The following is a 26,569-nucleotide window of genomic DNA, read 5'->3' as shown; positions in this document are numbered from 1 at the left end:
CCGGGATGGTCTCCGAGCTGAGACCATCCCTGGAGATGTTCAACTAGCCCTTGCTGAAGGTGCATATCTCCCCGATTGGTCGCCTGCTACGAGACAGTGGCGAAATTCATTGGGGCTAAACACGTACTCAATGATTATATTCACCGTCGTTTATAAACAGAACACGGATAGTAGAGGTTCTGTCGCCGGCGAATTCGGGGTAGTATGCTAACACCTGCCAGAGTACCATTATATACCTCCGGTTGTTAGGCAGTAGTGACCATGAAAAAGCAGGAGCTCATTCACCTTCACGGCCTGCTCGCACAGGTACAGAACCATTACGAACAGCAGACTGGGAACGAGGTTACCCACGACGAGTATACCACACTCGGCGTGCAGTCGACATCTATCCACAAATCGAAGACAGATCACAAAGACGCCGTGTTTGCACTCGTCAACGGGATCACCTCCGAAATTGCGGAAGAAGAAACCGAGCGCGTTTCTGCAGCTGCTGACTGATTTTCGAACGGAAAAGTCGCTGTCTTAGCTGTCTGTGGCACCCAGTAGCTACTCGTCGATCAGTTCCTCGAACTCGGGTAAGACTTCGTCTTCTGTCTCGGATCGATTGTCGTCGTTGTCTGCGGAGGTCTTCTCTTCGGTTGCCGCCTCCTCCGCCTGGCTGTCTTCTTCGTCGTCTTCCTCGTCGTCTTCGATGACCTCGATTTCGAGGACGTCGAGCGGGATGTTTTCGAGTCGCTGTCCGATCTCTTTGCGGGCGATGCGTGCTGCGTGTTCCTCCCGTTCGACGCTGAACACCGTCATCTCCAGTTCGAGCGCGACGAGGCTCTCGTCGGCGGCAATAAAGGCCGGGTCGAGTTCGTCACCACAGTGAGGACAGGCCCGTTCCCCCATATTGATCTCGACGTAGTTCAGATCCGGGTTCAACATCTCCCCCGTTTTCGAGATCGCGATCCGGACTGCTTCGTCGGGTGTTTCGACGTCGTACACCGGGACTGCTGCTTCGACGACAACCCTGCAGTTCATACGAAATATTTGACGTGCAACCAATATGAAGGTTAGCCTCGTCGACTCGAAAGGCAAAAGCCTGCTTCGGCCAAAATAATACTGATGGAACGCGGACAGATCGACGTCGAGAGTCTGCCGGGCGGGTTCGACCTCCAGTCGACCGTAGAGAGTGGCCAGTCGTATCTCTGGTGGCGCGAGGACGGCACCGACTACGAGCGGACCTACGGTGGGGACGGCTGGTATCTCACGACGACTCGGGACACTGGCGAGCCGGCCGTCGTCCGGGTCCGCCAGCTGGATGGCCAGCTTGAGTGGGAGTCGAACGTCGACGCCGAGGCGTGTCTCTCGGAACGTCTCGGACTGGCCGACGACCTCAAGATGATTCGCCAGCACAGCCCCTCTGATGATGTGATCGACGCTGCGTACGACACCTACTGGGGGATGCGGATCGTCCGGGACCCACCCTTCGGTGCGCTGATCTCGTTTATCTGCTCGGCTCAGATGCGAGTCAGCCGAATTCACGCGATGCAACAGTCCCTGCGGGAGGCCTTCGGAACCCCGATCGAATTCGACGGCGAGACCTATCACGCGTACCCGACGCCCGACCAGCTCGCAGCGGCAACCGAAGAAGAACTACGGGACCTCTCGCTTGGCTATCGAGCGCCGTACGTCCAGCGAACGGCCGAGATGGTCGCCGACGGTGAAGATCCAGCGGCGGCACGGAACTACCCGTACGAAGAAGCGCGCGAGTGGCTAACCCGCTACGTCGGCGTCGGTGACAAGGTCGCGGACTGTGTCCTGTTGTTCTCGCTTGGCTATCTGGAACCCGTCCCGCTGGATACCTGGATGCAGACTGTAATCGAGGACTACTATCCGGAGTGTGACAAGGGATCGTACGCGCCGACTTCGAAGGCGCTCCGGGAGCGACTTGGTGAGGAGTACGCCGGCTACACGCAAACCTACCTCTTTCACTACTTGCGAAACCGGGAGTGATGGGTAGAATGTGGTTGTAGTTGATCCGGCACGATGATTCCGAACTGTGATGAGAACAGCAAGAAAGCCCCCAAACCAACACGACTCACAGAATCATTTTCACGGAGGAAACCGAACGGAAACCTACCATGACAGACCGAACACGCGCACACGTCTTCGTATCGGGCAACGTACAGGGAGTGTTCTTCCGGGCGACGACGCGGGATACGGCACGCGAACACGGCGTCGACGGCTGGGTCAAGAATCGCGACGACGGCCGTGTCGAGGCCGTCTTCGAAGGCCCCGAAGATGCCGTCGAGCAGATGGTCGACTTTTGCCACGAAGGAAGCTCCGCGGCCCGTGTCGATGACGTCGAGGTGGCCTACGAGTCCCCAGAAGGTGAAGACGGGTTTGGCGTCCGGTGGTGAGTTGCAGGCGGTCCGACCGCTACCCTCGAAACAGCCGCACGATTTCGTCCTCGACATCCGGTTCAGTCGCGACGACATAAGAATGGCCAGGCTCCAGTTCTGTCTCCGCATCAGCGATCCGGTCACCGTCGGCGCTGGAGACCACCAGACTCCCCCGTGGGAGACCGATATCGGTGAGCGTCCGGCCGGCAACTGGCGCATTCTCGGTTACTTCCATGACGAGAATTTCGAGGTCACCGATCATATCTTCCAGCGCCCGAGTCCCCGGATCGACCGCGTTGACAGCCGACCGGGCGCCCGCGCGCTCGGGGAAGACGGTCTCGTCGACGAGGTCGGCATACTCGTCGTCCTCCTCCTCCGTGCGGCGCATCACCGTTCGGATCGGCGAGCCGTACCGCTCAGCGGTGAGACATGTCGCGAGGTTCGTCCCGAGATCGGCCGAGAGCGCTGCCAGCACGTCGGTCTTTTCGAGTCCGACCTGTTTGAGTACCGATGGTTTGGTCGCATCGCCTTCAATCACCGTCGCCACGTACTCGTCGGCGATCTGGTCGCTTCTGACAGGGTCACGTTCGATTACGATCACGGTGTGTCCGCGGTTGTCAAGTGTGCGCGCTGTTCTGAGGCCGACACGCCCGCCGCCGACGATGGCGATCCGTAGATCTTGTGAGTTCATGATTCTCTGAGGTGTTGGTCGTCAGTTAATCTTCGGTCACTGCTGGTACGTCCGAATCCGTCTCGGTCTCGGTCTCGGTCTCCGACCGGGATCGCACTCTGTTGAGCACGACGTAGGCAACACCGCCAACCAAAATCCAGCCGATGCTCAGTCCCAGCGCCAGTGGATCCGTCCGGATCAGATACTCCACGAGCACCCCGGTGAGAAGTAGGTTGAGCACGATCCCGAGTATCGGGGGCGCAGGATAGAACGGCATCTCGTAGGGCCGGTTCATGTTGGGACGTTCCCGGCGGAGTCGAATCACCGCGACGTTGACGATGACAAAAGAGAGGAGGAAAAACAGACTCGACATGTTGCCCGCGCTCTGGGTCGGCAGTGCGACAGAGCCGAGCATCACCACTGCGCTCGTGACGATCGCGATAAACGGTGTCCCGTAGCGATGGTGGAGCTGACCAAACGTTGGCAGGAGCTGTCCCTCACGTCCCATTGAGAACGCCACACGCGAGGAGGCGATCACGACCGCGTTCAGGGCCGTCAACGTGGAAAATACGGCGCCGAAGACGATGAGCGCGCCGCCGTTCTGGATGATCGGCAGCCCGGTCGGCATGAACGACGTCGCCGCCGTCGCGATCCCGGCTTCACCGGCCTCGGCTAACCCACCCGCGCCGAGCGTGCCGACTGCAACAGCGACGACCGCAAGATAGACGATCACTGTTGCGATGAGACTGACGAAGATTGCCTTCGGGATGTTCTCACGGGGATTTTTCACCTCCTCGGTGACTGTCGTTATGAGATCGTATCCCTCGAAGGCGATAAATGTCAGCCCCATCGCCGGGAGAATCGCTGCCGCACCGCTCCCCTCGGAAAAGAGCGGCTGGAACTCTGCTCCCGAGAACATCGGCGATGCGAACCCGAACACGACGAACACGGCCAGAATACCAACCTTGATAATCGTGAATACGGTCTCGGCACTGCCGCTGGCGGCTGTAGACACAGCGTTCAGCGCCGCCAGCAAGAAAACGGCGACGAAGGCCAGGAGAAATGCGGCCGGGACTGCCGCGTCCACAACTGGGAGTGCAACTGCACCTACCGCTTCTGGCGGTCCAACAACTCCGTAGACGTGCAGTAATTCCAGGAAGTTCGGGGCAAAGCCAAGCGCGTACAGCGCACCGGCAATCATGTACGCAAACCAGAGCATCCAGCCCATGATAAAAGAGGAGAGATCATCGAAAATCTCGCGAACGAACGCGTATCCGCCACCACTTTTCGGAATCGATGCAGCAAGCTCGGCGTACGAAAGGCCAGTAAACGCTGTTACGACACCGTTCAGTGCGAAGACGAGAATCGCAGCTGGTCCAGCGATTTCGGCTGCAAGTCCAGTCAACACGAAAATACCCGCCCCGATCATCGCCCCCATGCCGATCATGGTGGCATCCAACAGTCCCAGTTCGGCCTCCGGTTGACGACTACCTGCCTCGCTCATCCGTACCACTCACCGTGTTCAGAGATCGTCTCTGCGCCAAAGGGGTCACTGTACAGGAGTATTGTCGACCGACTTCAAAATAATTACTCTGTATATATTAGGGCAATTAATGCTGGTGGCTGTAAGAAATGAAATAATTTCGACCCGAGGTGGGGCCGAATATTTGTACGAATGTACACCACCAGTATAAGTCACGACTGCCGTGAAGTTTCTTCTGCTGGACCACCAAGAGTAGACTGTGATGACGGTTGATCCCTCAGCGCACGACGGTCCGTTGCGGATCGTACTCGTCGGAAGCGGACGAACAGGACTCCGTACCGCGAGATTACTCGCCGAACATGACCACAACGTAGTCGTCATCGAGCGTCGCACGGACCGCGTCGAAGCGATTGCCGAAGAGCACGTGGCGACGGTGATCGAGGGCGATGCGACCCGCCCGTCGGTACTCGAACAGGTGGATCTGCAGAATACCGATGTCGTCGCCGGATTGACCGATACGACGGCGACGAATCTCGCGGTCTGTACGGTTGCAAAACAGCAAAATCCGGCAATTCGAACTGTGATGCGGACGATCCACGACGACACCGGCGAATACGACGAGTTCGTCGACGCGACGTTCATGCCGGAGGAGGCGGGTGCCAAGATCGCCACGAGTGCGATCGAACTCGGCGTCCAGAGCCTCGAAGGGACAGTTGGCGATATCGAAATTCTGGATATCGAAGTGAATCCCGGCGCACCGGTCGCGGGGAAAACACTCGAAGAGATAGCGCTGCCACACGGCAGTCTGATCGTCGCGGGAACCGACGGCGACACAATCGCCGATGCGGAGACACAGCTCCTGGCGGGGAACTCCTATATTGTCGCCGTCGAACGATCTGTGTCGGACGAGATTATCGGGCTCTTCCGGGGCTGAACCGATCCGGACGCTCAGTCCGCAGCAACCTCGCCGGACCCCGAAATCGCACTCGGATCTTTGATCCAGAGATCGCCGAACAGATCGTCCTGCTGGAGTCGGACCTGCCCGCGGTGTGAGAGAAAGAGCAACCCGAGGAACGTGCTCACACGCGTACCGCCAGCAGTCTGGACCTCTTTGAAGAGGACCTCCGTGCGGCCTTTCTCGTACTGTTCACGCACAGCCACGTGGACATCCTCGATGATATCGTCGATATTTTCGGAGTGAGTCGTGCCGGTGACGTCTTCCTCTGTCGGCTCGTCGTCGACGCGGAACTGATCGGCCGAGCGGTAGTCCAGTTGCTGGGTGCCCTGCTTTGGCTGGGGCGTCCCACTCGTATCGTATTCACGGGACTCCTTGTACCAGTTGTCGCGTTCGGCCTCACGCAACTCTCGGACCAGTTCGTCGAGTGTCTGTGGCGTCCCACGGGCGCGTTTCCGTTCGATCCGCCGATCCATCTCGGCTTCCAGCGTGGCGAAGGGGTCGGGATCGTCGAACTCCTCGCCATCGACCATCGCCTGCTCCCAGGGTTCGGGTTCTGGCTCCTCCTCGCCGTCGTCGAGCATCGCGTCGCTTTTCAGCCGGAGCAAGACACTCGCGTAAAATAGCGCCCGGCCGGAGCTACGCAGATCTGCCTCGTCCAGTGCGTCGAGGAACTTGTCGGTGACGTCGACGATATCGATATCCCAGGGGTCGATCTCGCCCGACCGTGCGAGTTGAACCAGCACTTCGACTGGTTCCACATCGTCGTCGTTCCCGCCGTCGTCGGCCGAGTCGACATCTTCGGTGTCTGCCTCGGCAGTATCTTCGGACTCCGCTGCACCGAGCAGCCCCGCGCCACCCTCGGCGCCGGGACGCTCGCGATCCTCGTGTCCGGAAATATCGAGTGGGATTTCGTCCTTAGTCATCTCTCGGTTCACCTCGTTCACCGCCCGATCTGTCCGAGATCTCTCGCAGGCTCGGCATCTCGCTAATCATCTGCTGGCACCTCCGCGCCCTCGGAGAGATCGATTCCCGTCACCGAGGAGACGTTGTTGTCCTGCATCGTCACACCGATCGCTCGCTCGGAGCGGTCGAGCATCGCCGAGCGGTGCGAGACGACGACGAACTGTGCCTCGCCGGCGAGTTCGTCGACCAGCTCCCCGACGAGATCGGCGTTCGCAGCGTCGAGGAAAGCATCCACCTCGTCCAGCGCGTAGAATGGCGCTGGGTTGTGTCGCTGGATCGCGAAAATAAAGGCCAGCGCAGTGAGCGATTTCTCTCCGCCACTCATCGCATTGAGTCGCTGGATCGGTTTGTCGCCGGGCTGGGCTTTCATCGTCAGCCCGCCGTCGAACGGGTCCTCCTCGTTTTCGAGATGTAACGTTCCGGTCCCGTTCGAGAGACGCTCGAAGATATCACAGAACTGCTCGTCGATCGACTCGAAAGAGTCCATGAACGTCTCCTTCTTGCGCGCTTCGTAGCTCTCGATCCGGTCACGGATCCCGTCGGCCTCCTCGACGAGTGTACTCTTCTTGTCGCGGAGTTCTTCGAGGTCCTCACTGACGCGGTCGTACTCCTCGATTGCGAGCATGTTGACCGGTTCGAGTGCCTCCATCTCGCCTTCGAGGCGCTGGATCTCCGCCTCGACAGTCTCGTGGTCCGGGATCTCCTCGGCATCGTACTCGCCGACTTCCGTTTCCAGTTCGTCGATCTCCCAGTCGAGACGCTCCCTGTGCTCGCGCTTTTCGCCGAGTTTGTCTTCGACTTTTGCGGCGCGTTCCTTGGCCTCGTCGCGCTCGGATCTGGCCGTCGTGAGTTCCTCGCGGAGGTCCTCGCGTTCCTCTTTCAGATCTGCGAGTTCGGATTCGAGTTCCGCGACTTCTGCTTCTTTCTCGGCCAGTTGCCCTTCTTTCTCTTCGATCTTGCCTTCGAAGGATTCGATCTGCTCCTCGGCGGTTTCCTTGCGCTCCTGTGCGGTCTCGATATCGTCGTGGAGATCCTCGATCGCATCCTCTGCGTACTCCTTTTCGAGTGTGAGTTCGTTGAGTTCGGCGTCGAGTTCGTCCTTGCGCCGTTCGAGATCGTCGATATCCTCGCGGATCGACTCTGCCTCCGCCGTGAGTTCCGGCAGCTCGGAGTCCTCGACTTCGGCTTCGAGGTCGTCGATCATCGACTCGATCTCGGCGATCGTCTCGTTTTTCTCGCTGATCTCCGCCTCCAGTTCGTCCATCTTGTCGGAGACCTCCTCGCGTTCGGCCTCGATCTCGTCGAGTTCCGTCTCCAGACGGTCGATCCGGGATTCGGCCTCTTCGATTTTCGTCTCCCGTTTCTCGATCTCGGATTCGATCTCGCGGAGCTGGTCTGCAGCCTCTGTTTCTCTGTCACGGGCGTCTTCGAGTCGATCCTCGACGTCGCGGAGTTCCTCGCGGACCGACTTACGGTCGTCTTCCAGGTCGTTTATTTTCGCGGCGACGCGTTCGAGCTGTCCGTCACTGCCAGCGAAGGAGTACCGCGAGCCACTCTTCGATCCACCGGTCATCGCACCGGATTTCTCGACGAGATCGCCGTCGAGCGTGACGATTCGGTGCTGGCCCATCAGTTCCCGCGCGGTCTCGATATCCTCGACGACCAGTGTATCACCGAGTACGTACGAGAAGACGCCGGCGTACTCGGGGTCGAAGTCGACAAGATTGTACGCAAAGTCGACGACGCCGTCGTGGCTCGGAGGCGAGGGCAACGACCGATTCTGCATATCGGTGATCGGCAGGAAGGTGGCCCGGCCGGCGTTGCGTGATTTGAGATACTCGATACAGCGCTGGCCGACACTGTCGTCGTCGACGACGACGTTCGCCAGTCGCCCACCGGCGGCGGTCTCACAGGCGACCGCGTACTCGCCCGAGACACCGCCGAGCTGTGCGACCGGCCCGTGAACGCCATCGATACCGGCGTTGACGATGCTCGTCACCGCCCGGCCGAACGAGGAGTCACCGGACTGGCTGGCCTTGGCTTCGAGTTCGGCGTACTCCTGCTGTGCCGCGTTGAGGTCGTCCTCGATCTCGTCGAGGTCCTCCTGCAACTCGCGTTTCTCCGCCCGGAGGTCGTCGACGACCTCGGCGATCGTCTCGCGGTTTTTCTCGGCCTTGTCGAGTTCGACCTCCAGATCCTCGATTTCGGCCTCCAGATCGGGAATCTGTTCCTGTGCGCTCTCGATTTCCTCTTGTTTCTCTCGCGTCTCGTTCGATCGGCGTCTGGCCTCGTCGAGCAGTCTGTCCTGTTTACGCTGGAGTTCGTTCTTGTCGGCTTTCGTCTCTTCGAGGTGGCTCTTTTTCGTTTGCAGTCGGTCTTTGACCTCCTCGAACTCCTCGCCGATCTCGTCGATCTGCTTTTCGACCTCTTCGAGGGCGGCCTCTTTCTCCTGCATGTCGGCCGCGATCGAGGATTTCGAGACCTTGATCTCGCGGATCTCGTCGTCGAGGTCGTCGATCGTCTCCTGCTTGCGGTCGATCTTGACGAAGGCCTGCCGTCGTTCGTTTTCGGCCTCCTCGGCGCGATCCTGCGCGTTCTCGATTTTGTCCTCCAGCCGGGAGATGTCGCCTTTGATCTCCTCGATTTCGCGTTTGATTTCGAGCTGTTCGTCCTCGCCTTTGCGCTCGATCTCGCTGTTGAGGTCTTCGAGGTCCTCTTCGAGGCGCATCACCTCGCCCTGGCGTTTGTCCAGGGTCGCCTGTCGCTCTTCGAGTTTTGCTTCGAGCTCCTCGATTTTCGTCTCGACAGATTCGCGTTCCTCGCGCTTCTCCTCTAGCTGTGCTGCCTTGAGATATCCTTCGTAGGTTTCTTTCTCGTCGCGGAGATCCTGGTAGCGGAGTGCCGTATCGCGCTCGTCTTCGAGCTGGTCGAGGCGAGTCGTCTTCTCCTCGATCCGGAGTTCGGCCTCGTCGATCCGTTCTTCCACGACGTCCAGTTCCTCGAAGGCACTCTCTTTTTTCTTGTCGAACTCCGCGACGCCGGCGATCTCGTCGATGATCTCGCGGCGCGCCCCCGGCGTCATGTTGATGATTTCGGTGACGTCGCCCTGCATGACGACGTTGTAGCCTTCGGGTGTGACACCCGCCTGTGCGAGCAGGTCCTGGATATCGGAGAGGTTCACCGAGCGGCCGTTGATGTAGTAGTAGGAGTAGTAGTTTTCCTCGGTCTCCTTGACCCGGCGTTTGATGTTGATCTCGTCGATATCGCCCACATCGTCGGTGCCGGCGGCGTTGACGATCTGTGAGCGTTCGACTGTTCGATCCGTGTTGTCGAGAATGACCTCGACGCTCGCCTCACGTTCGCCCTGGAAGGACTCGCCCTCCTGGTGTCCGGGGTTGTAGATGAGATCAGTCAGTTTCTCCGCGCGGATGCCCGAAGTACGAGCGAGTCCGAGCGCGAAGAGAATCGAGTCGATGACGTTGGATTTGCCCGAGCCGTTCGGGCCAGTGACCGTCGTAAAGTCCTCGTAAAACGGGATTCGGGTCTTCCGGCCGAAACTCTTGAAGTTGTCAAGGACGAGCTCTTTGATGTGCATGGGGGTGCTCGCGGGGGGGACCGGCCTTACGCGACGATGATATCGGTTTCCGATTCCTCCGACTTATCTTCCGACTCGGCATCCTCGGATTTAGTTGCTTCGGCCGAACCCTCGGATTCAGCCGCCGCCTCCGCATCTGCGTCGACCATTTCGGCACCGACGGAGGTGCGCTTGGGTGAGGTCTTCGCTGTCTCGTCTTCGGATCCGGTCGGCACGAAGCCGAGATCCTCGTCGACCGCGGATTCGAGTTCGCGCAAGCGCACCTTGCACTCGACGAGTTCGTCTGTCAGCCCCTCGACTGATGCTTCTAGTTCCTGAACACGCGTTTCGAGTTCCTCGACTCTGTTACCGCACATACACTTGGGATCCCTCTCCGCTTACATAAACGTGCGTCAGACATTGGTTGTTGAGGTGAGGGTATGAGTGGCATGAGTAGTATTTTGTCATGCAGATGACCTCTGCTCGATCATGAACAGAACAGGAGTGTTCGCTGTGAACAGCAAGAAAGCCCCGAGGCCCTTTCAGTCCCGCCCGGCCTAGAAAATCAGACGGGGCGGGACTGAAAGGGGCCGATCGCTCGCGGTACGTCAGGAAGTAAGCACCACAGCGACCGTAGGGAGCGAGGAGCGCAGCGACTGAGGGGCCGCGAGCGATCGGGGGCTTTCTTGCTGTTCGTAACCCACTCAAAACCAAATCCAGCAAATACTCAGACTCCTCGTATCGCTCCAAAAGCGTTTAGCCAGCCGAAACCGAATCGCGGGTAATGGCACAAGTACAGGAAACGGGCGATCTCGCGGTGGTCATCGGGCTGGAGGTCCACGTCCAACTCGAGACCGAGACCAAGATCTTCTGTGGCTGTTCGACCGAGTCCGCCGAGGAGCCGAACACCCACACCTGTCCGGTCTGTCTCGGCCTCCCCGGCGCGCTCCCGGTCGTCAACGAGGGCGCTGTCGAAGCGGCGGTCAAGGTCGCGAAAGCACTGGACGGCACGATTCCGGAGACGACCGAGTTCCACCGGAAAAACTACTACTACCCGGATCTCCCGAAGAATTTCCAGATCACGCAGTACGATTCACCGATCTGTCAGGACGCCGAACTCGACTGTGCAGTCGAAGGCGAACGCCGCACCGTCGGCATCGAACGCGCACACCTGGAGGAGGACCCCGGCAGTCTCAAACACCAGGGCGGCTCGATCGACACCGCGGAGTACACGCTGGTCGACTACAACCGCGCCGGCATGCCGCTGATGGAGATCGTCACGAAGCCGGACTTCCGGGGCGCTGACGAAGTCCGCGCCTTCCTCGCGAAACTCGAAGAAGTGCTCGAATATCTGGGTGTCTTCGACGCCTCGCGGGATGGCTCGCTCCGGATCGACGCGAACCTCTCCGTCGTCGACAGCGAGGAGGTCGGCGAGGACGGCGCAATCGACGACGCAGTACTGGCAGATGCGAACCGGACCGAGGTCAAGAACATCTCCAGTCACAAGGGCGCAGAGAAAGCGCTGGCCTACGAGGCACAGCGACAGAAAAACGCGATCCAGCGCGGCCGCGTCGTCGAACAGGAGACCCGACACTGGGACGAGGCCCGCGGGATCACCGTCTCGATGCGCTCGAAAGAAGAGGAGAAAGACTACCGCTACTTCAGAGAGGCCGACCTCCCGCCGCTGCAGGTCGCCGACTGGAAGGAGCAAATCGAGATTCCGGAGCTACCCGACGCTCGCCGCGAGCGGTTCCAGTCCGAATACGGCCTCAGCGAGGAGGCCGCGGACAAACTCACGAGCACGAAACAGGTCGCCGACTTCTACGAGGACGTCGCCGAGACCTTCGATCCGGATCTGGCGGCGACCTGGGTCGCCGACGAACTGCTGGGCGAGCTCAACTACCGCGATATGGTGATCACAGATGTCGAAGATCGATTCGACGAGATCGAGCGGCTGGTCGAACTCGTCGCCGAGGACAAGATCACCACGAAAAACGCCCGTGAGACGGTGCTCCGATCGATGCTCGACGACGGCCTCGATCCGGACACCATCGTCGAAGAGGAGGGGCTGGGCAAGACCAGCGGCGACGAGATCGCAGATGCAGTCGCGGCCGCGATCGACGAGAACCCCGATGCAGTCGAGGACGTCCACAACGGCGAGGACGGCGCGCTGAACTTCCTCGTCGGGCAGGTGATGCAAAAAACCGGCGGCAGTGCAGATCCGGGCGACGTGAACCAGTTGCTGCGGGACGAACTCGGCTGACGGAGTCTCTTCTTTTATGTCAGGAAACGAGTGGGAAACCGACGACTACGACGACAACCACGGGTTCGTCTACGAGTACGGCGCGAGCGTCGTCGAACTGCTCGACCCCCAGCCCGGCGAACGCATTCTCGATCTGGGCTGTGGAACCGGCCACCTCACGAAAGAGATTGCAGCACGGGGTGCTGACGTGCTCGGGATCGACGCCTCGGCCGAGATGATCGAGACAGCCAGCGAGGAACACTCCGACCTGGATTTTCGGCAGGCTGACGCCCGAACCGTCGAGCCAGACGGGGAGTTCGACGCGGTCTTTTCGAACGCAGCGCTCCACTGGATTCCCGAGGCGGATCACGACGCTGTTCTGGCGATGGTCGAGGAGGCGCTGGCCCCTGAGGGTCGATTCGTCGCCGAGCTAGGCGGTACAGGAAACATCCAGCAGATCGCGACGACGACAATCGACGAACTGGCACAGCGAGGATACGACGCGACACAGCCGTGGTATTTCCCCTCGATCGGGGAGTATACGCCACGGATCGAAGAGTACGGGATGGAGGTCTCTCGGGCGATACTGTTCGACCGACCCACGGAACTGGACGACGGAGCGCGGGGACTCGAAAACTGGCTCGGGATGTTCGGGGATAGCATCTTCGAGGGCGTCCCAGAACACGATCAGCGGGCAGTCATCGAGGCTGTCGAGGACCGACTAAAGGATGACCTGTTCGACGCCGAGACGAGCACGTGGACGGCGGACTATCGACGACTCCGGTTCGTCGCAGAGCGGAGCGACGGTCTGTGAACCGCTATGGCCGATTGCGGGCGGTAGACTACCCCAGGATATCGTTGATATAGTCGAAGTCGGGCCGTTCGTAGGCTGCAAACTCCGATTCCGGGAACCAGAGGTCGATCTCGTTCTCGGCGGCCTCGGCCGATTCGGCCCCGTGGATGAGATTGGGGATCGCAATTGCCTCCTCTGTTGCGGCGTCGGTCGAGTACGAGGAGAGGTCACCCCGGATACTTCCGGGTGAACACTCCATCGGATCGAACGACTCACCCATCGTATCCCGGACTTTCGAGACAGCGTTCCGTCCCTGGAGCACCATCGGGATCACGGTGAACTCGGAGATGTACTCGACGAGATTCTCCCGGACATCCTCGCCGTGGCGCTCGGCAATCTCCGGCCCGTAATGCTCCCGTGCGAGTTCCTTACTCGGCGAACGGATATCGATCGCGGCGATCTGCAACCCCGTCTCTTCGAGTTGACCGATGATCTCCCCGACTTTTCCCCGGTGTAGCGCGTCTGGTTTCAACATCACGAAGGTTCGTTCTGTCATACAACTGTCTTGATCCGGACTGTTAATATAATCCCAGAGTTGTTCACTCCAGATTCAAACCGTGGTGTTTCCCGACCAGTTCGTCCACCACAGTCGTATCGTCGCCTCACGCCCCCGACACCAGGTAAACAGCGAGGACGGCGAGGACGATGCCGAGCGCTTTTCGCGTGGTAAACTCCTCGCCCAGCACAAGAAACCCGATCATCGAGGAAAACACCAGAAAGATCGCGAAGATGGGCGTGACCACACTTACAGGCCCGAGAGCCAGCGACCGGTACAATGCGAGGATTCCAATCCCCAAAAAGAAGCCTGCTGCGAGCACATACACCATCTTTGGTGAGGACAAATGAGCGACGAAACGTTGATCCGTGTACCACAACACACCAAGTGCCATCAGAATAAGCACGATGTTCGAGATGACGACGGCGACGTCGCTCGGAACTGCGTCAGGACCGGTCGTCGCGACGCGCATGAGTGGGGAGACAAGCGCGTACGCCCCCATCGCGAGAAGTGCATAGGGCAGGTATGTGGCATCCATACGGACGCCTTGCCCGGCACAGGCAAGTGTTTGCCGACCTGCAACCGATCGGGACCAATCGCACCCGGTACCTTTTCGAATGTGTGTCAGATGGATATACGGTCCACAGGCCAATGAGTTACCCTCTACATCTTGGCCGCGAGTTCTGACAGGATGTGGACAGGGAGTACGAGTCGTTCTACGACAGGCTCCGAATTGGCAGACAGATCATCCGAAAGGATCTACCGAGTAACCGAAGGGAGGGGTGAAAACCGATTCGCTTGACTCGGGAAACCGCGCCATTCACCATGCGGAGGATGTCATCGTCGAGCATCCGCGCCGGAGGCGCGGTTCACCGGAGCCGAGCAACGCGAGGCTCCGGCCTTTTTCGCCCACGTTTTTCAAGGAGTGGTTCGCGCAGAGCGCGAACCCGACGCAGAAAAAGGTGGGGCGTAACCCTTTAGACTGCATCCAACCGTAGGAAGGCGTAACAACCGGTGATCCTCCACAGTGAAGCTAATCATTACAGAGAAGGACAATGCAGCCCGACGGATCGCAGAAATTCTCAGTGAAGACACTGCAGATGTCGAGCGACAGAACGGGGTGAACATCTACCGCTGGGGGGACAAACGCGTCATCGGACTGTCCGGTCACGTCGTCGGTCTCGACTTTCCCGAGGAGTACTCGAACTGGCGCGACGTCGAACCGGCGGAACTGATCGACGCAGAGATAACGACCGAACCGACCAAAGAGAACATCGTCACGACACTCGAACAGCTCGCGGGCCGGGCAGACGAAGCCGTGATCGCGACCGACTACGACCGCGAGGGCGAACTCATCGGCAAGGAAGCCTACGAGATCATCGAGGACAGGATCGACGGCCCGATCGAACGCGTCCGGTTCTCTTCGATCACGGACAACGAGGTCCAGCAGGCGTTTGCCAACCCCGACGATCTGGATTTCGACCTCGCAGCGGCGGGCGAGGCGCGCCAGATTATCGATCTCATCTGGGGCGCGGCGCTGACCCGCTTTCTCTCGCTGTCGGCCCGACAGCTGGGCAACGATTTCATCTCCGTCGGGCGGGTGCAGTCCCCCACGCTGAAACTCATCGTCGACCGCGAGCGGGAGATCCAGGCGTTCGATCCCGAAACCTACTGGGAACTGTTCGCCGACCTCGCGAAAAACGGCGACAGCTTCGAGGCACAGTACTTCTACGAGGACGAGGACGGCAACGAAGCCGAGCGCGTCTGGGACGAGGCAGATGCAGACTCGGCCTACGAGAACCTGCAAGAAGCAACAGCGGCCGAGGTGCAGGAGGTCAACCGACGCACTCGAACCGACGCCCCACCGGAGCCGTTCAATACGACGGCCTTCATCGGTGCTGCGGGCTCCCTCGGTTACTCCGCACAGCGGGCGATGTCGATCGCAGAGGAGCTGTACACCGACGGCTACACCACCTATCCGCGAACGGACAACACGGTCTACCCGGAGGATCTCGATCCCGAGGAACTGCTCGACGACTTTGTCGGCACCGAGTTCAACGACGACGCAAAGCAGTTGCTGGATCTCGACGAGATCGAGCCGACGCGGGGTGACGAGGAGACGACCGACCACCCGCCGATCCATCCGACCGGAGAGCTCCCGAGCAAGGGAGAACTGAGCGACGACGAGTGGGAGATCTACGAACTGATCGTCCGGCGGTTTTTCGCGACGGTCGCCGAGCCAGCGACGTGGGAACACCTCCGTGTCGTCGCGCTGGCCGGCGGCGAGCGACTCAAGGCCAACGGCAAACGGCTTCTCGAAGAAGGCTATCACGCGGTCTACCCCTACGGCTCCACGAGCGAGAACTACGTCCCCGATGTCGAGGAGGGCGAGCAGCTCGATCTGACCGAGGTTCGCTTCGAAGAGAAGGAGACCCAGCCACCCCGCCGGTACGGTCAGTCGCGGCTCATCAAGAAGATGGAAGAGCTCGGCGTCGGGACGAAATCGACCCGGCACCACTCCATCGAGAAGCTGTACGACCGGGGCTACCTCGAAGGCGATCCACCGCGACCGACAGCCCTCGCGGAGGCTGTCGTCGAGGCCGCAGAGACGTTCGCCGAGATGGTCGTCAGCGAGGAGATGACCGCTCAGTTGGAAGCAGATATGACCGCCATCGCGGAGGGCGAGGCAACCCTCGAAGAGGTGACCGACTCCTCGCGCGAGATGCTCGAACGGGTCTTCGAGGAACTGCACGACTCCCGGGAGGAGATCGGCGACCACCTCCAGGAATCACTGAAAGCGGACCGCCGACTCGGACCGTGTCCGGAGTGTGGCGAGGATCTGCTGATCCGCCGGAGCAGGCAGGGATCGTATTTCGTCGGCTGTGACGGATTCCCGGAGTGTCGCTTTACCTTACCGCTACCGAGCACGGGCGAACCGCTCGTCCTCGAAGACGTCTGTGAGGACCACGAGATGAACCACGTGAAGATGCTCGCCGGCCGGGATACGTTCGTCCACGGCTGTCCGCGGTGTGCCGCCGCGGAGGCCGACGAAAGCGAGGACAAAGTGATCGGTGCCTGTCCGGAGTGTGGTGAGGGTGTTGCTCCGGAGGAGCAACGAGATGGAGGCGGTGAAACCGCCGACAGCGAACACGGCGGTGAGCTGGCGATCAAACAGCTTCGCTCGGGCTCGCGGCTCGTCGGCTGTACGCGCTATCCGGACTGCGAGTACTCGCTACCGCTCCCCCGGCGCGGGGACATCGAGATTACCGACGAGTACTGCGAGGAGCACGACCTGCCGGAACTGCACATCCACGACGGCGACGACGAGCCCTGGGAGCTCGGCTGTCCGATCTGTAACTACGAGGAGTACCAGGCCGAACAGCGGATCGACGATCTCGAAGATCTCTCCGGCATCGGCGAGAAGACCGCCGAGAAACTGGAAGACGCCGGCGTCGAGTCACCGGAAGATCTCGATACGGTCGACCCCCAGGAGATCGCCAACCGGGTTCAGGGCGTGACCGTCGATCAGCTGGAAGACTGGAAAGGCCAGCTTGCGGGATCGTAGCACCGACGCAGTCGCTACGGTGTAGTCCGTTCTCAGTCGGTTTTCGGTGGCTCGATCGGTTCCGCGAACGTGCCATAAATACCGTAGATGTCCTCGTATCCTTGCTCGCTCGCGAGGATTGGAACGACTCCCTCGGTCTCGACTCTGTGGGTGTGTGTGTCGTCACGGGCGAAGACCTCTCCTTTTGGAATCTCGACGAAATTCGAGTAGTAGACGTTGGGTTCGCCGCTCCCTTTCGGGACCTCCTCGTGTCCCCTGACGACGTCCGTTTCCGTGAATGTGGGTTCCGCGTCGGTCAGCACTCCGTGGGCTCGGAGAAAGGTGCGTGCCGCATCGTAGCCGTCCTCGATCGCGTCGTCACTCCCCTGGCGGCCGACTTCGAGTGAGACCGCGTGTGCGAGCACCGAATCCAGTGTCGTCCCACGGAGTTCGCTCGAATCCACTGCGTACTCGACCGGGAGCGCGGTGATCGTCCGGCGGACAGCCTCTGAAAGGTGGCTGAAGATGGCAAACGGCGGTGGCGCGCTCTGGGAACTGTGCAAGGCGAGTATCGCATCCGCACCAGTGAGGATATCGACCAGTCGCGCAGCGAGTGCGGACTCGTATACGTCGCTCGTACTGTCGCCCGGAAACGCGCGGTTCAGATCTGTCTCTGTATATCGTACCTGGCGTTCGACTGCCGGTTCGTTCGCGATAATCAACTGTATCGTTCCGTCCGTTCCACCGGCGGGTAACGTCTCGGCGAGACGCTCGACGATTGCCGGCCCTGCCGGTTCGTCACCGTGGATACCGCCGACGACGGCAACGCGGGGCGTCCCCGTCCCACGCTCGATTATTTGCATACGTTACCGTAGGGAGGTGGATACTGATAAACGGTAATGTATTCGTATGTCCGCATCTGACGAGCGACAGCCAGTGAGACCAACACTGTGGTCCGGGCTACCGAAAGGCTTCGACTGGCACGCGAACGAGTTTGTCGTCGTCCGATCCCTCCTCCCCGCGACCATCGGTGTTACTCGTCGTGAGATAGAGGAACTCTTCGTCAGGGCCGAGGGTCACCGCCCGGAGCCGACCGAAATCCCCGGAGAGGTGTGCGACGAAGCTGGTCACTTTGCCGCCGTCGATGGTTGCCTCGTAGAGCCGTTCGCCGCGGAGTCCGGCGAAGAAGATACTGCCGTCGGCGTAGGCTGTGCCGGCCGGGGCCCACGTCTCGTACTGCGATGAGTGGAAGACCGGCGACTCCATCGCCGGGTCGGTCTCACTGCCGGTGATCGTCGGCCAGCCGTAGTTCTGGCCCATCTCCACCTGGTTGAGTTCGTCGCGTGCGTCCGAGCCGTGCTCCGTGGCCCAGAGGTCCCCCTGGTCGTCCCAGGTGATGCCCTGTGGGTTGCGGTGGCCGTAGGAGTAGACTGCGTTGCCGAAGGGGTTCGATTCCGGGATCGAGCCGTCGTCGTTCAGCCGGAGGATCTTGCCAGCCAGCGAGTCGCGATCCTGTGCCAGCGTCGCGTTGGCCGAATCGCCCGTCGTAACGTACAGGTAGTCGTCCGGTCCGAAGGCGATGCGACCGCCGTTGTGGATACGATCGCTCGGGATCCCGTCGATGATCGTCTCTTCGTTGGTGAGTTCGCGGTTGTCGAAGTCGACTTCGAAGCGGCGAACCGTGTTCTCGACAGATTCGCGGTCGACGGTCTGGTGGACGTACAGATACTGATTTTCTTCGAAGTTTGGATGGGTAGCGATACCGAGTAAGCCGCCTTCGCCGAGGAACTGCTCTTCCAGTTCGTCGAAGCTCTCCAGGACGTGTTTTTCACCGTCCTCGATCAGCAGGAGGTCGCCGGTCCGTTCGGTCACGAGGTAGCGATCCTCTTCGAGGACGACGACTTCCCACGGTACGTCCAGATCCTCCGCGAGGACCTCGTGTTCGACATCGTCGGCGGCGAGGCCGGCCGCTGCGCCCGTTCCTGTCGGACTGAAAAACAGGTGTAGCGGCAGGCCGAAGATAGCAGCGAGGACGACTGCGAGAACCACAGTACCGACGACGCCAGCGCCGACACCGATCGCGAGGCTCCGTTTGTTGATCTGCACTATCGATATAGTAGGGAGGAAATTGCATAAGCAGCAGGGTTGGAGTTGGAAGATGTTTGATTACGAGTGGCAGGAGTGAGATTACGGCGATTAACAGCAAGAAAGCCCCTTGACACAACGAATCTGAGAACACCGCTACTAACAGCAAGAAAGCCCCGAGGCTCTGAACTCGGGGGACCCATCTGCGCTCCGGTAGGTGCTTGATGGGTCCGCCTTCGTCCAGAGCCTCGCCCCTTTCAGTCCCACCCTGCCTCCAAAGCCATATCGAGCGGTCGGGGGCTTTCTTGTTGTTCGCATTTCCGAGCCACGCCCTTGTTCCAGACACCTTCCCTCTCGACTCACAAACGACCGAACTAAGTTCGGCGACCCCAGAGGGAGAGTCATGGAATCACGCACGCATACTGCAGATGCGACGCCCGGCGACCACGTCACGGTGGCTGGCTGGGTACACGAGATCCGAGACCTCGGCGGCATTGCCTTCCTGATCGTCCGCGATGGCTCCGGCAAGATACAGGTCAAATTCGAGAAAGACGAGAGGGACGACGACCTCGTCGAGACGGCCCTCGATGTCCAGCGCGAGAGCGTCATCAAAGTTATCGGTGACGTCGAAGAGGAAGACCGCGCCCCGACGGGTGTCGAGATCGTCCCCGAGGAAGTCGAGGTTATCTCCCCGGCAGATCCGGAACTCCCGCTCGATCCCTCCGGCAAGGTCGACGCCGAACTCTCGACGCGACTCGACAACCGAACGCTCGATCTGCGGAAAGAAGAGGTAAAGGCGATCTTCGAGATCCGCGCAGAGATGCTGCGTTCGGTCCGAGAGGCCTTCCGATCGCTCGACTGCACCGAGATCAACACCCCGAAGATTGTCGCGACGGGGACCGAAGGCGGGACCGAGCTGTTCCCGATCACCTACTTCGGCCGCGAGGCCTTCATGAACCAGAGCCCGCAGCTGTTCAAACAGCTGATGATCGGCTCCGGCCTGGAGCGGGTCTTCGAGATCGGCCCGATCTTCCGCGCAGAGGAGCACAACACGCCACGGCACCTCAACGAGGCGACCTCGATCGACTTCGAGTCTGCCTTCATCGACGAGTCCGGCGCGATGGACGCCTGCGAGGAGATCGTTCGGGCTGCCTACGAGGGCGTCGAAGCGAACTGCCAGAAAGAACTCGAAGCACTCGGGCTGGCCGAGGAGTTTGCCGCGCCCGAGGAGGAGTTCCCGCGGATCAGCTACGAGGAGGCGATCGAGCGGATCAACGCGACGGGCGAACTCGACGAACAGCTCGTCTGGGGTGACGATCTCTCGACGGAAGCCGAGCGCGCGCTGGGCGAGGAGGTCGGCCAGCACTACTTCATCACCGAGTGGCCAAGCGAGATCAAGCCGTTCTACATCAAGGACAACGACGACGACGAGCAGCTCTCGACCGGCTTCGATCTGATGCACCCGCGGCTCGAACTGGTCTCCGGTGGGCAGCGTGAACACCGCTACGAGCACCTGATCGAAGGCTTCGAACAGCAGGGCCTCGAACCAGAGGCCTTCGAGTACTACACGAAGATGTTCCGCTACGGGATGCCGCCACACGCCGGCTGGGGGCTCGGTGCCGAACGACTCGTGATGACGATGCTCGGACTGGACAACATCCGCGAAGCCGTCATCTTCCCGCGTGATAGGCAGCGCCTGAGCCCATAACGAACGCGTCGGGGCTCAAAAAACATCACCAGTTGCTGGGATCCTCGGGCGTGTAGGAGCCACAGCTTTCGCCATTGATTGTGGCGTTCGTACAGTCGAGATCCGAGGGATCGGCGTAGACGTCGCCCTCGATCGTCGAGTTCTCTACTTTCACTGTCGCACTCGCGGTCACTGACCCCTCGACGAGACTACCATCCAGCACTTTGGTGTCCGAGGTGTGACTCTCCATATCCCCGCCGACAGTGCTACTGCGGGTCAACTCCGCAACTTTTTCCGCCTCAATTGAGCCGTCGACGGAGCCGTTTCCGATCTTGACATCCTCCAGATTCGACGTCGCACTGCCTGTGATCTGTCCATCCTGTAGATTTAGCACTTTCTCGACGGTGACATCACCGTGAACCTGTGCCTCATCCGCATCCAGGTCTTTCTGATCACTGAATGTCTCCCCGATGACGACACCGCCGTTCTGTATTGCGACCTGTTTCTCGGTCTCGACATCACAGTTCACCACGACGTTGTCGATCGTGATCGACTCCGTGCCGTTGACTGTCTCGTCTTCGACCCACGCACAGCTCTCGTCGGGTTCGGGTACGACCTGCTCGGCTTCCACCGTTGTCAGGCTGTAGGACTCCTCGTTGTCGCCGTACCAGACGACGGTCACCTCCTCCGAGGTCGGGTAGAACGTGATCTCGTCGTCGACCTGGAGTGTCTTCCCTGCAGGGTCGTCTGCCGGGACGGCACCTTTGAGTTCCAGGCGCTCTCCCTCGATACTCTCGCCGCCCCCGTGAACGAGTGCGTGCGCTGGGGTATCTGTGGTGTTACTCTCCAGCACGACGTTCGGCTGTGGGTCAGTTTCGGCATCGAAACGCAGAAACATCGCTCCGCCGACCGTGGCGAGAACGACGATGATCGCAACCATCAGGACCGTTCCGATGACTGGCGAAACGGCGCGAGTCGGTCCCTGCTGGTTATCCATTGGAGAGTCTTGTGGTGGATCGATAATAAAATTGGATCGGCTCTATCAGATGTGATAACAGGTTAGTATCAAAACGGCACAGCACCCGGAGTACTCCGGACGACTGTGGACAAACAGCGCGGATCACGGACGACCGTGGACAACCAGCGCGGATCACGGCCGACCGTCAGCGACAGTATCGCCCATTTGTCGAGTGAATTGCGGCAAAATGTATTCTGATACGCTCCTAATCTACTTCACCGATCGCCCGTTCACGGAGCTGTCCGGTCATCTGGAGGCCGTGGTGATCAGTCCGGCGGATGACCCGTTTCGCCTGCGTGACGGAGAAATACTTGTCGTCCATCGAGGCACGGGCAGTCAGTCCGAACGTTCCCGTGACCGTCGCACCAAGCCCCTCTGCGAGCGCGCGCAGACGGCGGTCGTCGGAGACGAGAATTGCATCCTCGTCGTCGTCCCGAGCCGCAAGCAAGCAGGCGATCAGGGCCACGTCGCTGGTCCCCTCGGTGACGTCGAGCAGTCGTTTCGCGTCGTCGATCCACGCCTCGATATCTGGGGCAGTTTCGACAGGCTGCTCGTCGAGCAATCGTTCGAGGTTCGTCGCCGCTGGCTCGACGGTGATCTCGTCGATGACACGCTGTGGGATGACCAGGTCGGTATCGAACGACGCCAGCAGTTCGAGTTCGCCGATCTGTCCGAGATCGTACAGTGGTGTGGCGTCGACGTAGATCGACATCTACAGCTCACCCGCCCGCTCGGCGTCGAAGCTGAGATCGGTCTCGGTGAGCTGTGTCGTCAGCCCCCGGTCGTGGGCCAGTTCGAGCCACTCGGCGATCGAAACGCCGGCCAGCTGTGCGGCCTCGTTGACCGAGACCTCGCCGCTCTGGTAGCGTTCGACTGCGTGACGGGTGCGCAGCGTCTCGACACCCTCGCGCATCGCCTGTCGCATCGTCGTACTGCGATCCTGTTCGAGTAGTGCTGCCACGTTGTCCAGCACTGCTTTCTCCCCTTCGTCGATCCGAACGCTCACTGTCGGCATGTATACGATTGCTCACAGCGCAAACACACATCAAAGGAGGGGGTAGCAGATAACTGAGTGACAACACGCCACCGATAAGCCACTGGCCACACGACAGACTGCCATGACAGACGTGACACAGGCGTTCGTTCCAGGGCACATTACCGGGTTTTTTACGAGCAATCCCGACCCAGATCCGACGAAGGCAGGCTCGCGCGGCGGCGGCATCGCACTGTCGGATGGGGTCACGGTGACTGTCCGACCGGCGAGTGACCCGGTTATCTTCCTCAACGGCATCGAGATTGAGATGGACCCGGTCGAACGCGTCCTGCGGACGCTGGAAGCCGGTGCAGAGGTCCGTGGCGTGACGGACCTGCCACTGGGTGCTGGCTTCGGCGTCTCGGGGGCGATGGCACTCGGCACGGCGCTGGCGACGAACGCGGCCCTCGACCGCCGACTCTCGGAGAACGAACTCGTCACGATTGCACACGGCGCGGAGGTCCAGTCCGGAACTGGACTCGGCGACGTCGTCGCACAGGCCCGCGGCGGTGTGCCGATCCGACTCGAACCCGGTGGGCCACAGGACAACAAACTCGACGGCATCCCAGCCCGTGGCCGGGTCGAGTATCACGTCATCGGCGAACTCGAAACAGCGGACGTACTGGGTGGGGACACCGGCGAACTGACCGACGCGGGAAAACAGGCACTCGCGACGGTCGTTGGCGAGCCGACGATGGAGACGTTTATGCGCGCCTCACGGCAGTTTTCCCGCGAATCCGGCCTGCTGACGGCGGACGTTCGCGAGGTTATCACCGACGTTGCTGACGCCGGTGGGGCTGCAGCGATGGCGATGCTCGGCGAGACCGTCTTCTCGCTCGGAACCGGTCTCTCCGATGCAGGCTACGATCCGGAGGTCTGTCAGATCCACCCCGGCGGGGCGACGATCGAGGCCAGCCCGGAGTAGCCGGATCGATTGCAGCGACCGATGCGTTTTCGAACACGGCCCCCAAGCGTAGGATATGAGCGATCCCGAGATCCCGGAGAGTCACCCACGGTACGAGTCGCTGCTGACGCGACACCGGATCGAGGATGGTGTCGAAAAGGGAATTACGAGCCAGCAGGGGCTGATCGCACAGGGTCGTGGCGAGGCCTTCGACTACCTGCTCGGCGAGGAGACGATCCCGAGTGCCGACGAGGCAGCACGCGCGGCCGCCGCCGAACTCCTGCTCGCCGAGCATCCTGTGCTCTCTGTCAACGGAAACGTCGCCGCGCTGGTCCCCGGCGAGATCGTCGAACTCGCCGAGACAACCGGGGCCGATATCGAGGTGAACCTGTTCAACAGAACCCCAGAGCGAATCGAGGCGATCGCGGATCAACTGCGCGAACATGGCGCAACCGAGGTGAAGGGACTCACTGCGGACGAGCGAATCCCGGGACTGGATCACGAGCGGGCGAAAGTCGACGCAGACGGGATCTACGCGGCCGACGTGGTGCTCGTCCCGCTGGAAGACGGCGACCGGGCAGCAGCGCTCGCCGAGATGGGGAAAACAGAGATCGTCGTCGATCTCAACCCGCTCTCGCGGTCGGCAAAAGCGGCCGACGTACCGATCGTCGACAACGTCATCCGGGCAGTGCCGAAGATGACCGAGCACGCCCGCGAGTTGCAGGACGCATCGACGGCTGAACTGGAGTCGATCGTCGAGGCGTTCGATCCCGAAGCGGCACTTGCGAGTGCCGAACGGCAGATCCGGGACGGCAGTCCGGAGTGACGACCCGGCGCGTACGCGGGTGAGTGCGCCAGCCGGCTATCCGAGAATTTACACGGTTCGGTTTCTACGTAGGAGTATGAGCCTTGAGGTCGATGTCCGGAAACTAGAGATTTTCAACCGAGTTTCGAAGGAAGGATCCAGACGAGTTGCCGAGAGCCTGAGCCAGATGTCGGGGCTGGACGCCGAGATCGAGGTGGCCAAAATCAACGTCCTCCACATGGACGACGTGAAGACACACCTCGGCGACGACGAGGCCGTCGGCATCCACGTCGAGCTCACGGAGTCACCGTACGGCTACGTTCTCTTCCTGCTGGATCCGGCCGACAGCAAACGGCTTGCACAGTCGATGATACCCGGCGAGTCCAAAAGCGGGAGCGGCTTTTCTGATATGGAACGGTCTGCGATGCAGGAGATCGGGAACATCATGACCTCCGGATACATCGATGGCTGGGCGAACGTCCTCGATACGACGATCAACATGGGGACGCCAAACTTCACCTACGGTCCGAGCCACAGGATCATCGAGAAAATGGGTGGCTGGCCAGACGAAGAAATCGTCTTCGTCCTCGACTCGGAGATTACGACGGGTGACGCGAACGTCGACCTCACCGTGTACACGTTCCCGAAGGTCCGGAGCCTCGTCGAACTCGTCCAGAACATCGACCTCGAAACCGATGTGCAGGCCGACAGCGTCGCGGACGAAAGTATCACGAACAACTGAACTGATTTTTCGAAGCGTCGCAGGGGACAGCTGTCGACGCGATAGCCGAAGAACAGACGTAGTGACAGCAGCTGATGGGTTTCTTGCAGTACAGACACTCCAAGGAGAGACGGACAGACACTCCAAAGAGACGGGTCAACTGTCGACCGCAAGATAATAGTATCCAGTAGTATTAGCCAGTAGTATGGACGGATACGATCAGTTCAGTGACGTTGGTGAGGCAGACGTAACACGAGCAATCGGTCAGGAGTGGACAGAGGAGTTCATGGACTTCTCGGACAGCGACGTGATCGTCGTCGGTGGCGGTCCATCCGGCCTGATGGCAGCCAAAGAACTCGCAGAGCGCGGTGTGAAAGTGATGGTCGTCGAGAAGAACAACTACCTCGGCGGCGGGTTCTGGCTCGGCGGCTTCCTGATGAACAAGGTCACGGTCCGAGAGCCGGCAGAGCAGGTCCTCGACGAACTCGACGTCTCCTACAAACGATCCCAGGACAGCGAAGGGCTGTTCGTCGCGAACGGCCCGGAAGCCTGTTCCGGACTCATCAAGGCCGCCTGTGACGCCGGCGCGAAGATCCAGAACATGACGGAGTTCACCGACATCGTCATCCGGGAGGACCACAGAGTCGGCGGGATCGTGATGAACTGGACGCCAGTCCACGCTCTTCCCCGAGAAATCACCTGTGTCGACCCGATCGCTGTCGAGGGGGATCTTGTCATCGACGCGACGGGCCACGACGCCGTCGCAGTGACGAAACTCCACGAGCGCGGTGTTCTCGACGCGCCGGGGATCGGCCACGCAGACGAGCACAACACCGGGATGGACAAGACCGGCGACGACTCCTACGGCGCACCCGGCCACGACTCACCGGGTCACGACTCGATGTGGGTCGGCGAGAGCGAGGACGCCGTCGTCGAGCACACGGGACTCGCACACGACGGCCTGATCGTCACCGGTATGGCGACGGCGACGACCTACGGCCTGCCACGGATGGGGCCGACCTTCGGCGCCATGCTCGTCTCCGGGAAACGCGCCGCACAGGTCGCACTCGACGAACTCGGTGTCGACGCCGACGACGTCGAGATGACCACTCGCGCGCCTGCTGACGACTAGCCCCTTTTTACTTC

The 26,569-nt window shown here is 60.6% G+C and carries 25 protein-coding genes; 12 read left to right on the top strand and 13 right to left on the bottom strand.

Annotation, left to right across the window (positions count from 1 at the left end; translation table 11 throughout):
- Nucleotides 1–261 precede the first annotated feature (261 nt).
- Nucleotides 262–498: a UPF0058 family protein gene (locus EOW68_RS14020; RefSeq protein WP_128225787.1), complete on the top strand. Its 237-nt coding sequence runs from the start codon at nt 262–264 to the stop codon at nt 496–498.
- 48 nt (nt 499–546) lie between these two features.
- On the opposite strand, the gene EOW68_RS14015 is transcribed toward EOW68_RS14020, so the two are convergent.
- Nucleotides 547–1,023, bottom strand: a complete 477-nt coding sequence (locus tag EOW68_RS14015; protein ID WP_128225786.1) for a DUF555 domain-containing protein — start codon at nt 1,021–1,023, stop codon at nt 547–549.
- An 84-nt stretch (nt 1,024–1,107) separates the two neighbouring features.
- Between EOW68_RS14015 and EOW68_RS14010 the strand changes: the two genes are divergently transcribed.
- Together EOW68_RS14010 and EOW68_RS14005 are read left to right on the top strand one after the other, a co-directional pair.
- Nucleotides 1,108–1,998, top strand: a complete 891-nt coding sequence (locus EOW68_RS14010) for a DNA-3-methyladenine glycosylase family protein (protein WP_128225785.1) — start codon at nt 1,108–1,110, stop codon at nt 1,996–1,998.
- A gap of 128 nt (nt 1,999–2,126) precedes the next feature.
- Nucleotides 2,127–2,405, top strand: coding sequence for an acylphosphatase (locus EOW68_RS14005; protein WP_128225784.1), 279 nt, complete (start codon nt 2,127–2,129; stop codon nt 2,403–2,405).
- 19 nt (nt 2,406–2,424) lie between these two features.
- Here the strand turns inward: EOW68_RS14005 and EOW68_RS14000 are convergent, their stop codons facing one another.
- Nucleotides 2,425–3,078: a potassium channel family protein gene (locus tag EOW68_RS14000; RefSeq protein ID WP_128225783.1), complete on the bottom strand. Its 654-nt coding sequence runs from the start codon at nt 3,076–3,078 to the stop codon at nt 2,425–2,427.
- 25 nt (nt 3,079–3,103) lie between these two features.
- The gene (locus EOW68_RS13995; protein ID WP_128225782.1) at nt 3,104–4,561 is read right to left on the bottom strand and encodes an APC family permease; all 1,458 of its coding nucleotides are present in this window, start codon (nt 4,559–4,561) and stop codon (nt 3,104–3,106) included.
- Between the two features lie 241 nt (nt 4,562–4,802).
- On the opposite strand from EOW68_RS13995, the gene EOW68_RS13990 reads away from it, so the two are divergent.
- Complete coding sequence (locus tag EOW68_RS13990; protein WP_128225781.1) at nt 4,803–5,474, top strand: potassium channel family protein; 672 nt, start codon at nt 4,803–4,805, stop codon at nt 5,472–5,474.
- 14 nt (nt 5,475–5,488) lie between these two features.
- Here the strand turns inward: EOW68_RS13990 and EOW68_RS13985 are convergent, their stop codons facing one another.
- From EOW68_RS13985 to EOW68_RS13975, 3 genes are all read right to left on the bottom strand, one after another.
- A complete protein-coding gene (locus tag EOW68_RS13985; protein ID WP_431358940.1) occupies nt 5,489–6,421 on the bottom strand; it encodes a segregation/condensation protein A in 933 nt (310 codons plus the stop codon).
- Nucleotides 6,422–6,483: 62 nt separating this feature from the next.
- Nucleotides 6,484–10,056 carry a chromosome segregation protein SMC gene (smc, locus tag EOW68_RS13980; RefSeq protein ID WP_128225780.1) on the bottom strand — a complete coding sequence of 1,191 codons (3,573 nt, stop codon included), beginning with the start codon at nt 10,054–10,056 and terminating at the stop codon, nt 6,484–6,486.
- A 26-nt stretch (nt 10,057–10,082) separates the two neighbouring features.
- On the bottom strand, nt 10,083–10,412 hold the full coding sequence (locus tag EOW68_RS13975; RefSeq protein WP_128225779.1) for a DUF7518 family protein: 330 nt from the start codon (nt 10,410–10,412) through the stop codon (nt 10,083–10,085).
- Nucleotides 10,413–10,819: 407 nt separating this feature from the next.
- Here EOW68_RS13975 and gatB point away from each other — a divergent pair, with 407 nt between their 5' ends.
- The gene (gene gatB, locus EOW68_RS13970) at nt 10,820–12,298 is read left to right on the top strand and encodes an Asp-tRNA(Asn)/Glu-tRNA(Gln) amidotransferase subunit GatB (protein WP_128225778.1); all 1,479 of its coding nucleotides are present in this window, start codon (nt 10,820–10,822) and stop codon (nt 12,296–12,298) included.
- Nucleotides 12,299–12,314: 16 nt separating this feature from the next.
- Nucleotides 12,315–13,091 (top strand): class I SAM-dependent methyltransferase, encoded by a 777-nt coding sequence (locus tag EOW68_RS13965; protein ID WP_128225777.1) that lies wholly within the window; start codon nt 12,315–12,317, stop codon nt 13,089–13,091.
- 28 nt (nt 13,092–13,119) lie between these two features.
- Here EOW68_RS13965 and EOW68_RS13960 read toward each other — a convergent pair whose 3' ends face one another.
- Entirely contained in the window at nt 13,120–13,626 is a 507-nt protein-coding gene (locus EOW68_RS13960) for a nucleoside-diphosphate kinase (protein WP_128225776.1), read from the bottom strand.
- 106 nt (nt 13,627–13,732) lie between these two features.
- Entirely contained in the window at nt 13,733–14,164 is a 432-nt protein-coding gene (locus EOW68_RS13955) for an EamA family transporter (protein ID WP_128225775.1), read from the bottom strand.
- Between the two features lie 489 nt (nt 14,165–14,653).
- Between EOW68_RS13955 and EOW68_RS13950 the strand changes: the two genes are divergently transcribed.
- Nucleotides 14,654–17,191 carry a DNA topoisomerase I gene (locus EOW68_RS13950; protein ID WP_128225774.1) on the top strand — a complete coding sequence of 846 codons (2,538 nt, stop codon included), beginning with the start codon at nt 14,654–14,656 and terminating at the stop codon, nt 17,189–17,191.
- 32 nt (nt 17,192–17,223) lie between these two features.
- Here EOW68_RS13950 and EOW68_RS13945 read toward each other — a convergent pair whose 3' ends face one another.
- Both EOW68_RS13945 and EOW68_RS13940 read right to left on the bottom strand, forming a co-directional pair.
- Nucleotides 17,224–18,033 carry a M14 family metallopeptidase gene (locus tag EOW68_RS13945; RefSeq protein WP_128225773.1) on the bottom strand — a complete coding sequence of 270 codons (810 nt, stop codon included), beginning with the start codon at nt 18,031–18,033 and terminating at the stop codon, nt 17,224–17,226.
- 97 nt (nt 18,034–18,130) lie between these two features.
- Complete coding sequence (locus EOW68_RS13940) at nt 18,131–19,276, bottom strand: PQQ-dependent sugar dehydrogenase (RefSeq protein ID WP_431358939.1); 1,146 nt, start codon at nt 19,274–19,276, stop codon at nt 18,131–18,133.
- A 382-nt stretch (nt 19,277–19,658) separates the two neighbouring features.
- Here EOW68_RS13940 and aspS point away from each other — a divergent pair, with 382 nt between their 5' ends.
- Nucleotides 19,659–20,963 carry an aspartate--tRNA(Asn) ligase gene (aspS, locus tag EOW68_RS13935; protein WP_128225772.1) on the top strand — a complete coding sequence of 435 codons (1,305 nt, stop codon included), beginning with the start codon at nt 19,659–19,661 and terminating at the stop codon, nt 20,961–20,963.
- A 25-nt stretch (nt 20,964–20,988) separates the two neighbouring features.
- Here the strand turns inward: aspS and EOW68_RS13930 are convergent, their stop codons facing one another.
- From EOW68_RS13930 to EOW68_RS13920, 3 genes are all read right to left on the bottom strand, one after another.
- Nucleotides 20,989–21,939 carry a type IV pilin domain-containing protein gene (locus tag EOW68_RS13930; RefSeq protein ID WP_128225771.1) on the bottom strand — a complete coding sequence of 317 codons (951 nt, stop codon included), beginning with the start codon at nt 21,937–21,939 and terminating at the stop codon, nt 20,989–20,991.
- 226 nt (nt 21,940–22,165) lie between these two features.
- Nucleotides 22,166–22,672, bottom strand: a complete 507-nt coding sequence (locus EOW68_RS13925; protein ID WP_128225770.1) for a PIN domain-containing protein — start codon at nt 22,670–22,672, stop codon at nt 22,166–22,168.
- Nucleotides 22,673–22,975 (bottom strand): UPF0175 family protein, encoded by a 303-nt coding sequence (locus EOW68_RS13920; protein ID WP_128225769.1) that lies wholly within the window; start codon nt 22,973–22,975, stop codon nt 22,673–22,675.
- A gap of 103 nt (nt 22,976–23,078) precedes the next feature.
- Here EOW68_RS13920 and EOW68_RS13915 point away from each other — a divergent pair, with 103 nt between their 5' ends.
- The 4 genes from EOW68_RS13915 to EOW68_RS13900 all read left to right on the top strand — a co-directional run bounded on the left by EOW68_RS13915 (nt 23,079) and on the right by EOW68_RS13900 (nt 26,555).
- The gene (locus EOW68_RS13915) at nt 23,079–23,918 is read left to right on the top strand and encodes a pantoate kinase (RefSeq protein WP_128225768.1); all 840 of its coding nucleotides are present in this window, start codon (nt 23,079–23,081) and stop codon (nt 23,916–23,918) included.
- Nucleotides 23,919–23,973: 55 nt separating this feature from the next.
- The gene (locus EOW68_RS13910) at nt 23,974–24,723 is read left to right on the top strand and encodes a 4-phosphopantoate--beta-alanine ligase (protein ID WP_128225767.1); all 750 of its coding nucleotides are present in this window, start codon (nt 23,974–23,976) and stop codon (nt 24,721–24,723) included.
- Between the two features lie 76 nt (nt 24,724–24,799).
- Nucleotides 24,800–25,444 carry a chemotaxis protein CheC gene (locus tag EOW68_RS13905; RefSeq protein WP_128225766.1) on the top strand — a complete coding sequence of 215 codons (645 nt, stop codon included), beginning with the start codon at nt 24,800–24,802 and terminating at the stop codon, nt 25,442–25,444.
- A 184-nt stretch (nt 25,445–25,628) separates the two neighbouring features.
- The gene (locus EOW68_RS13900) at nt 25,629–26,555 is read left to right on the top strand and encodes a sulfide-dependent adenosine diphosphate thiazole synthase (RefSeq protein ID WP_128225765.1); all 927 of its coding nucleotides are present in this window, start codon (nt 25,629–25,631) and stop codon (nt 26,553–26,555) included.
- Nucleotides 26,556–26,569: the final 14 nt, after the last annotated feature.

Source organism: Halovenus amylolytica (genome assembly GCA_004015825.1).
Taxonomy (GTDB): Archaea; Halobacteriota; Halobacteria; order Halobacteriales; family Haloarculaceae; genus Halovenus; species Halovenus amylolytica.
This window is presented reverse-complemented; position numbering and strand designations above follow the sequence as displayed.

Coding starts and splice junctions, on each gene's coding strand:
- EOW68_RS14020 (WP_128225787.1), top strand. CDS start 262: ATGAAAAAGCAGGAGCTCATTCACCTTCACGGCCTGCTCGCACAGGTA.
- EOW68_RS14015 (WP_128225786.1), bottom strand. CDS start 1,023: ATGAACTGCAGGGTTGTCGTCGAAGCAGCAGTCCCGGTGTACGACGTC.
- EOW68_RS14010 (WP_128225785.1), top strand. CDS start 1,108: ATGGAACGCGGACAGATCGACGTCGAGAGTCTGCCGGGCGGGTTCGAC.
- EOW68_RS14005 (WP_128225784.1), top strand. CDS start 2,127: ATGACAGACCGAACACGCGCACACGTCTTCGTATCGGGCAACGTACAG.
- EOW68_RS14000 (WP_128225783.1), bottom strand. CDS start 3,078: ATGAACTCACAAGATCTACGGATCGCCATCGTCGGCGGCGGGCGTGTC.
- EOW68_RS13995 (WP_128225782.1), bottom strand. CDS start 4,561: ATGAGCGAGGCAGGTAGTCGTCAACCGGAGGCCGAACTGGGACTGTTG.
- EOW68_RS13990 (WP_128225781.1), top strand. CDS start 4,803: ATGACGGTTGATCCCTCAGCGCACGACGGTCCGTTGCGGATCGTACTC.
- EOW68_RS13985 (WP_431358940.1), bottom strand. CDS start 6,421: ATGACTAAGGACGAAATCCCACTCGATATTTCCGGACACGAGGATCGC.
- smc (WP_128225780.1), bottom strand. CDS start 10,056: ATGCACATCAAAGAGCTCGTCCTTGACAACTTCAAGAGTTTCGGCCGG.
- EOW68_RS13975 (WP_128225779.1), bottom strand. CDS start 10,412: ATGTGCGGTAACAGAGTCGAGGAACTCGAAACGCGTGTTCAGGAACTA.
- gatB (WP_128225778.1), top strand. CDS start 10,820: ATGGCACAAGTACAGGAAACGGGCGATCTCGCGGTGGTCATCGGGCTG.
- EOW68_RS13965 (WP_128225777.1), top strand. CDS start 12,315: ATGTCAGGAAACGAGTGGGAAACCGACGACTACGACGACAACCACGGG.
- EOW68_RS13960 (WP_128225776.1), bottom strand. CDS start 13,626: ATGACAGAACGAACCTTCGTGATGTTGAAACCAGACGCGCTACACCGG.
- EOW68_RS13955 (WP_128225775.1), bottom strand. CDS start 14,164: ATGGATGCCACATACCTGCCCTATGCACTTCTCGCGATGGGGGCGTAC.
- EOW68_RS13945 (WP_128225773.1), bottom strand. CDS start 18,033: ATGCAAATAATCGAGCGTGGGACGGGGACGCCCCGCGTTGCCGTCGTC.
- aspS (WP_128225772.1), top strand. CDS start 19,659: ATGGAATCACGCACGCATACTGCAGATGCGACGCCCGGCGACCACGTC.
- EOW68_RS13930 (WP_128225771.1), bottom strand. CDS start 21,939: ATGGATAACCAGCAGGGACCGACTCGCGCCGTTTCGCCAGTCATCGGA.
- EOW68_RS13925 (WP_128225770.1), bottom strand. CDS start 22,672: ATGTCGATCTACGTCGACGCCACACCACTGTACGATCTCGGACAGATC.
- EOW68_RS13920 (WP_128225769.1), bottom strand. CDS start 22,975: ATGCCGACAGTGAGCGTTCGGATCGACGAAGGGGAGAAAGCAGTGCTG.
- EOW68_RS13915 (WP_128225768.1), top strand. CDS start 23,079: ATGACAGACGTGACACAGGCGTTCGTTCCAGGGCACATTACCGGGTTT.
- EOW68_RS13910 (WP_128225767.1), top strand. CDS start 23,974: ATGAGCGATCCCGAGATCCCGGAGAGTCACCCACGGTACGAGTCGCTG.
- EOW68_RS13905 (WP_128225766.1), top strand. CDS start 24,800: ATGAGCCTTGAGGTCGATGTCCGGAAACTAGAGATTTTCAACCGAGTT.
- EOW68_RS13900 (WP_128225765.1), top strand. CDS start 25,629: ATGGACGGATACGATCAGTTCAGTGACGTTGGTGAGGCAGACGTAACA.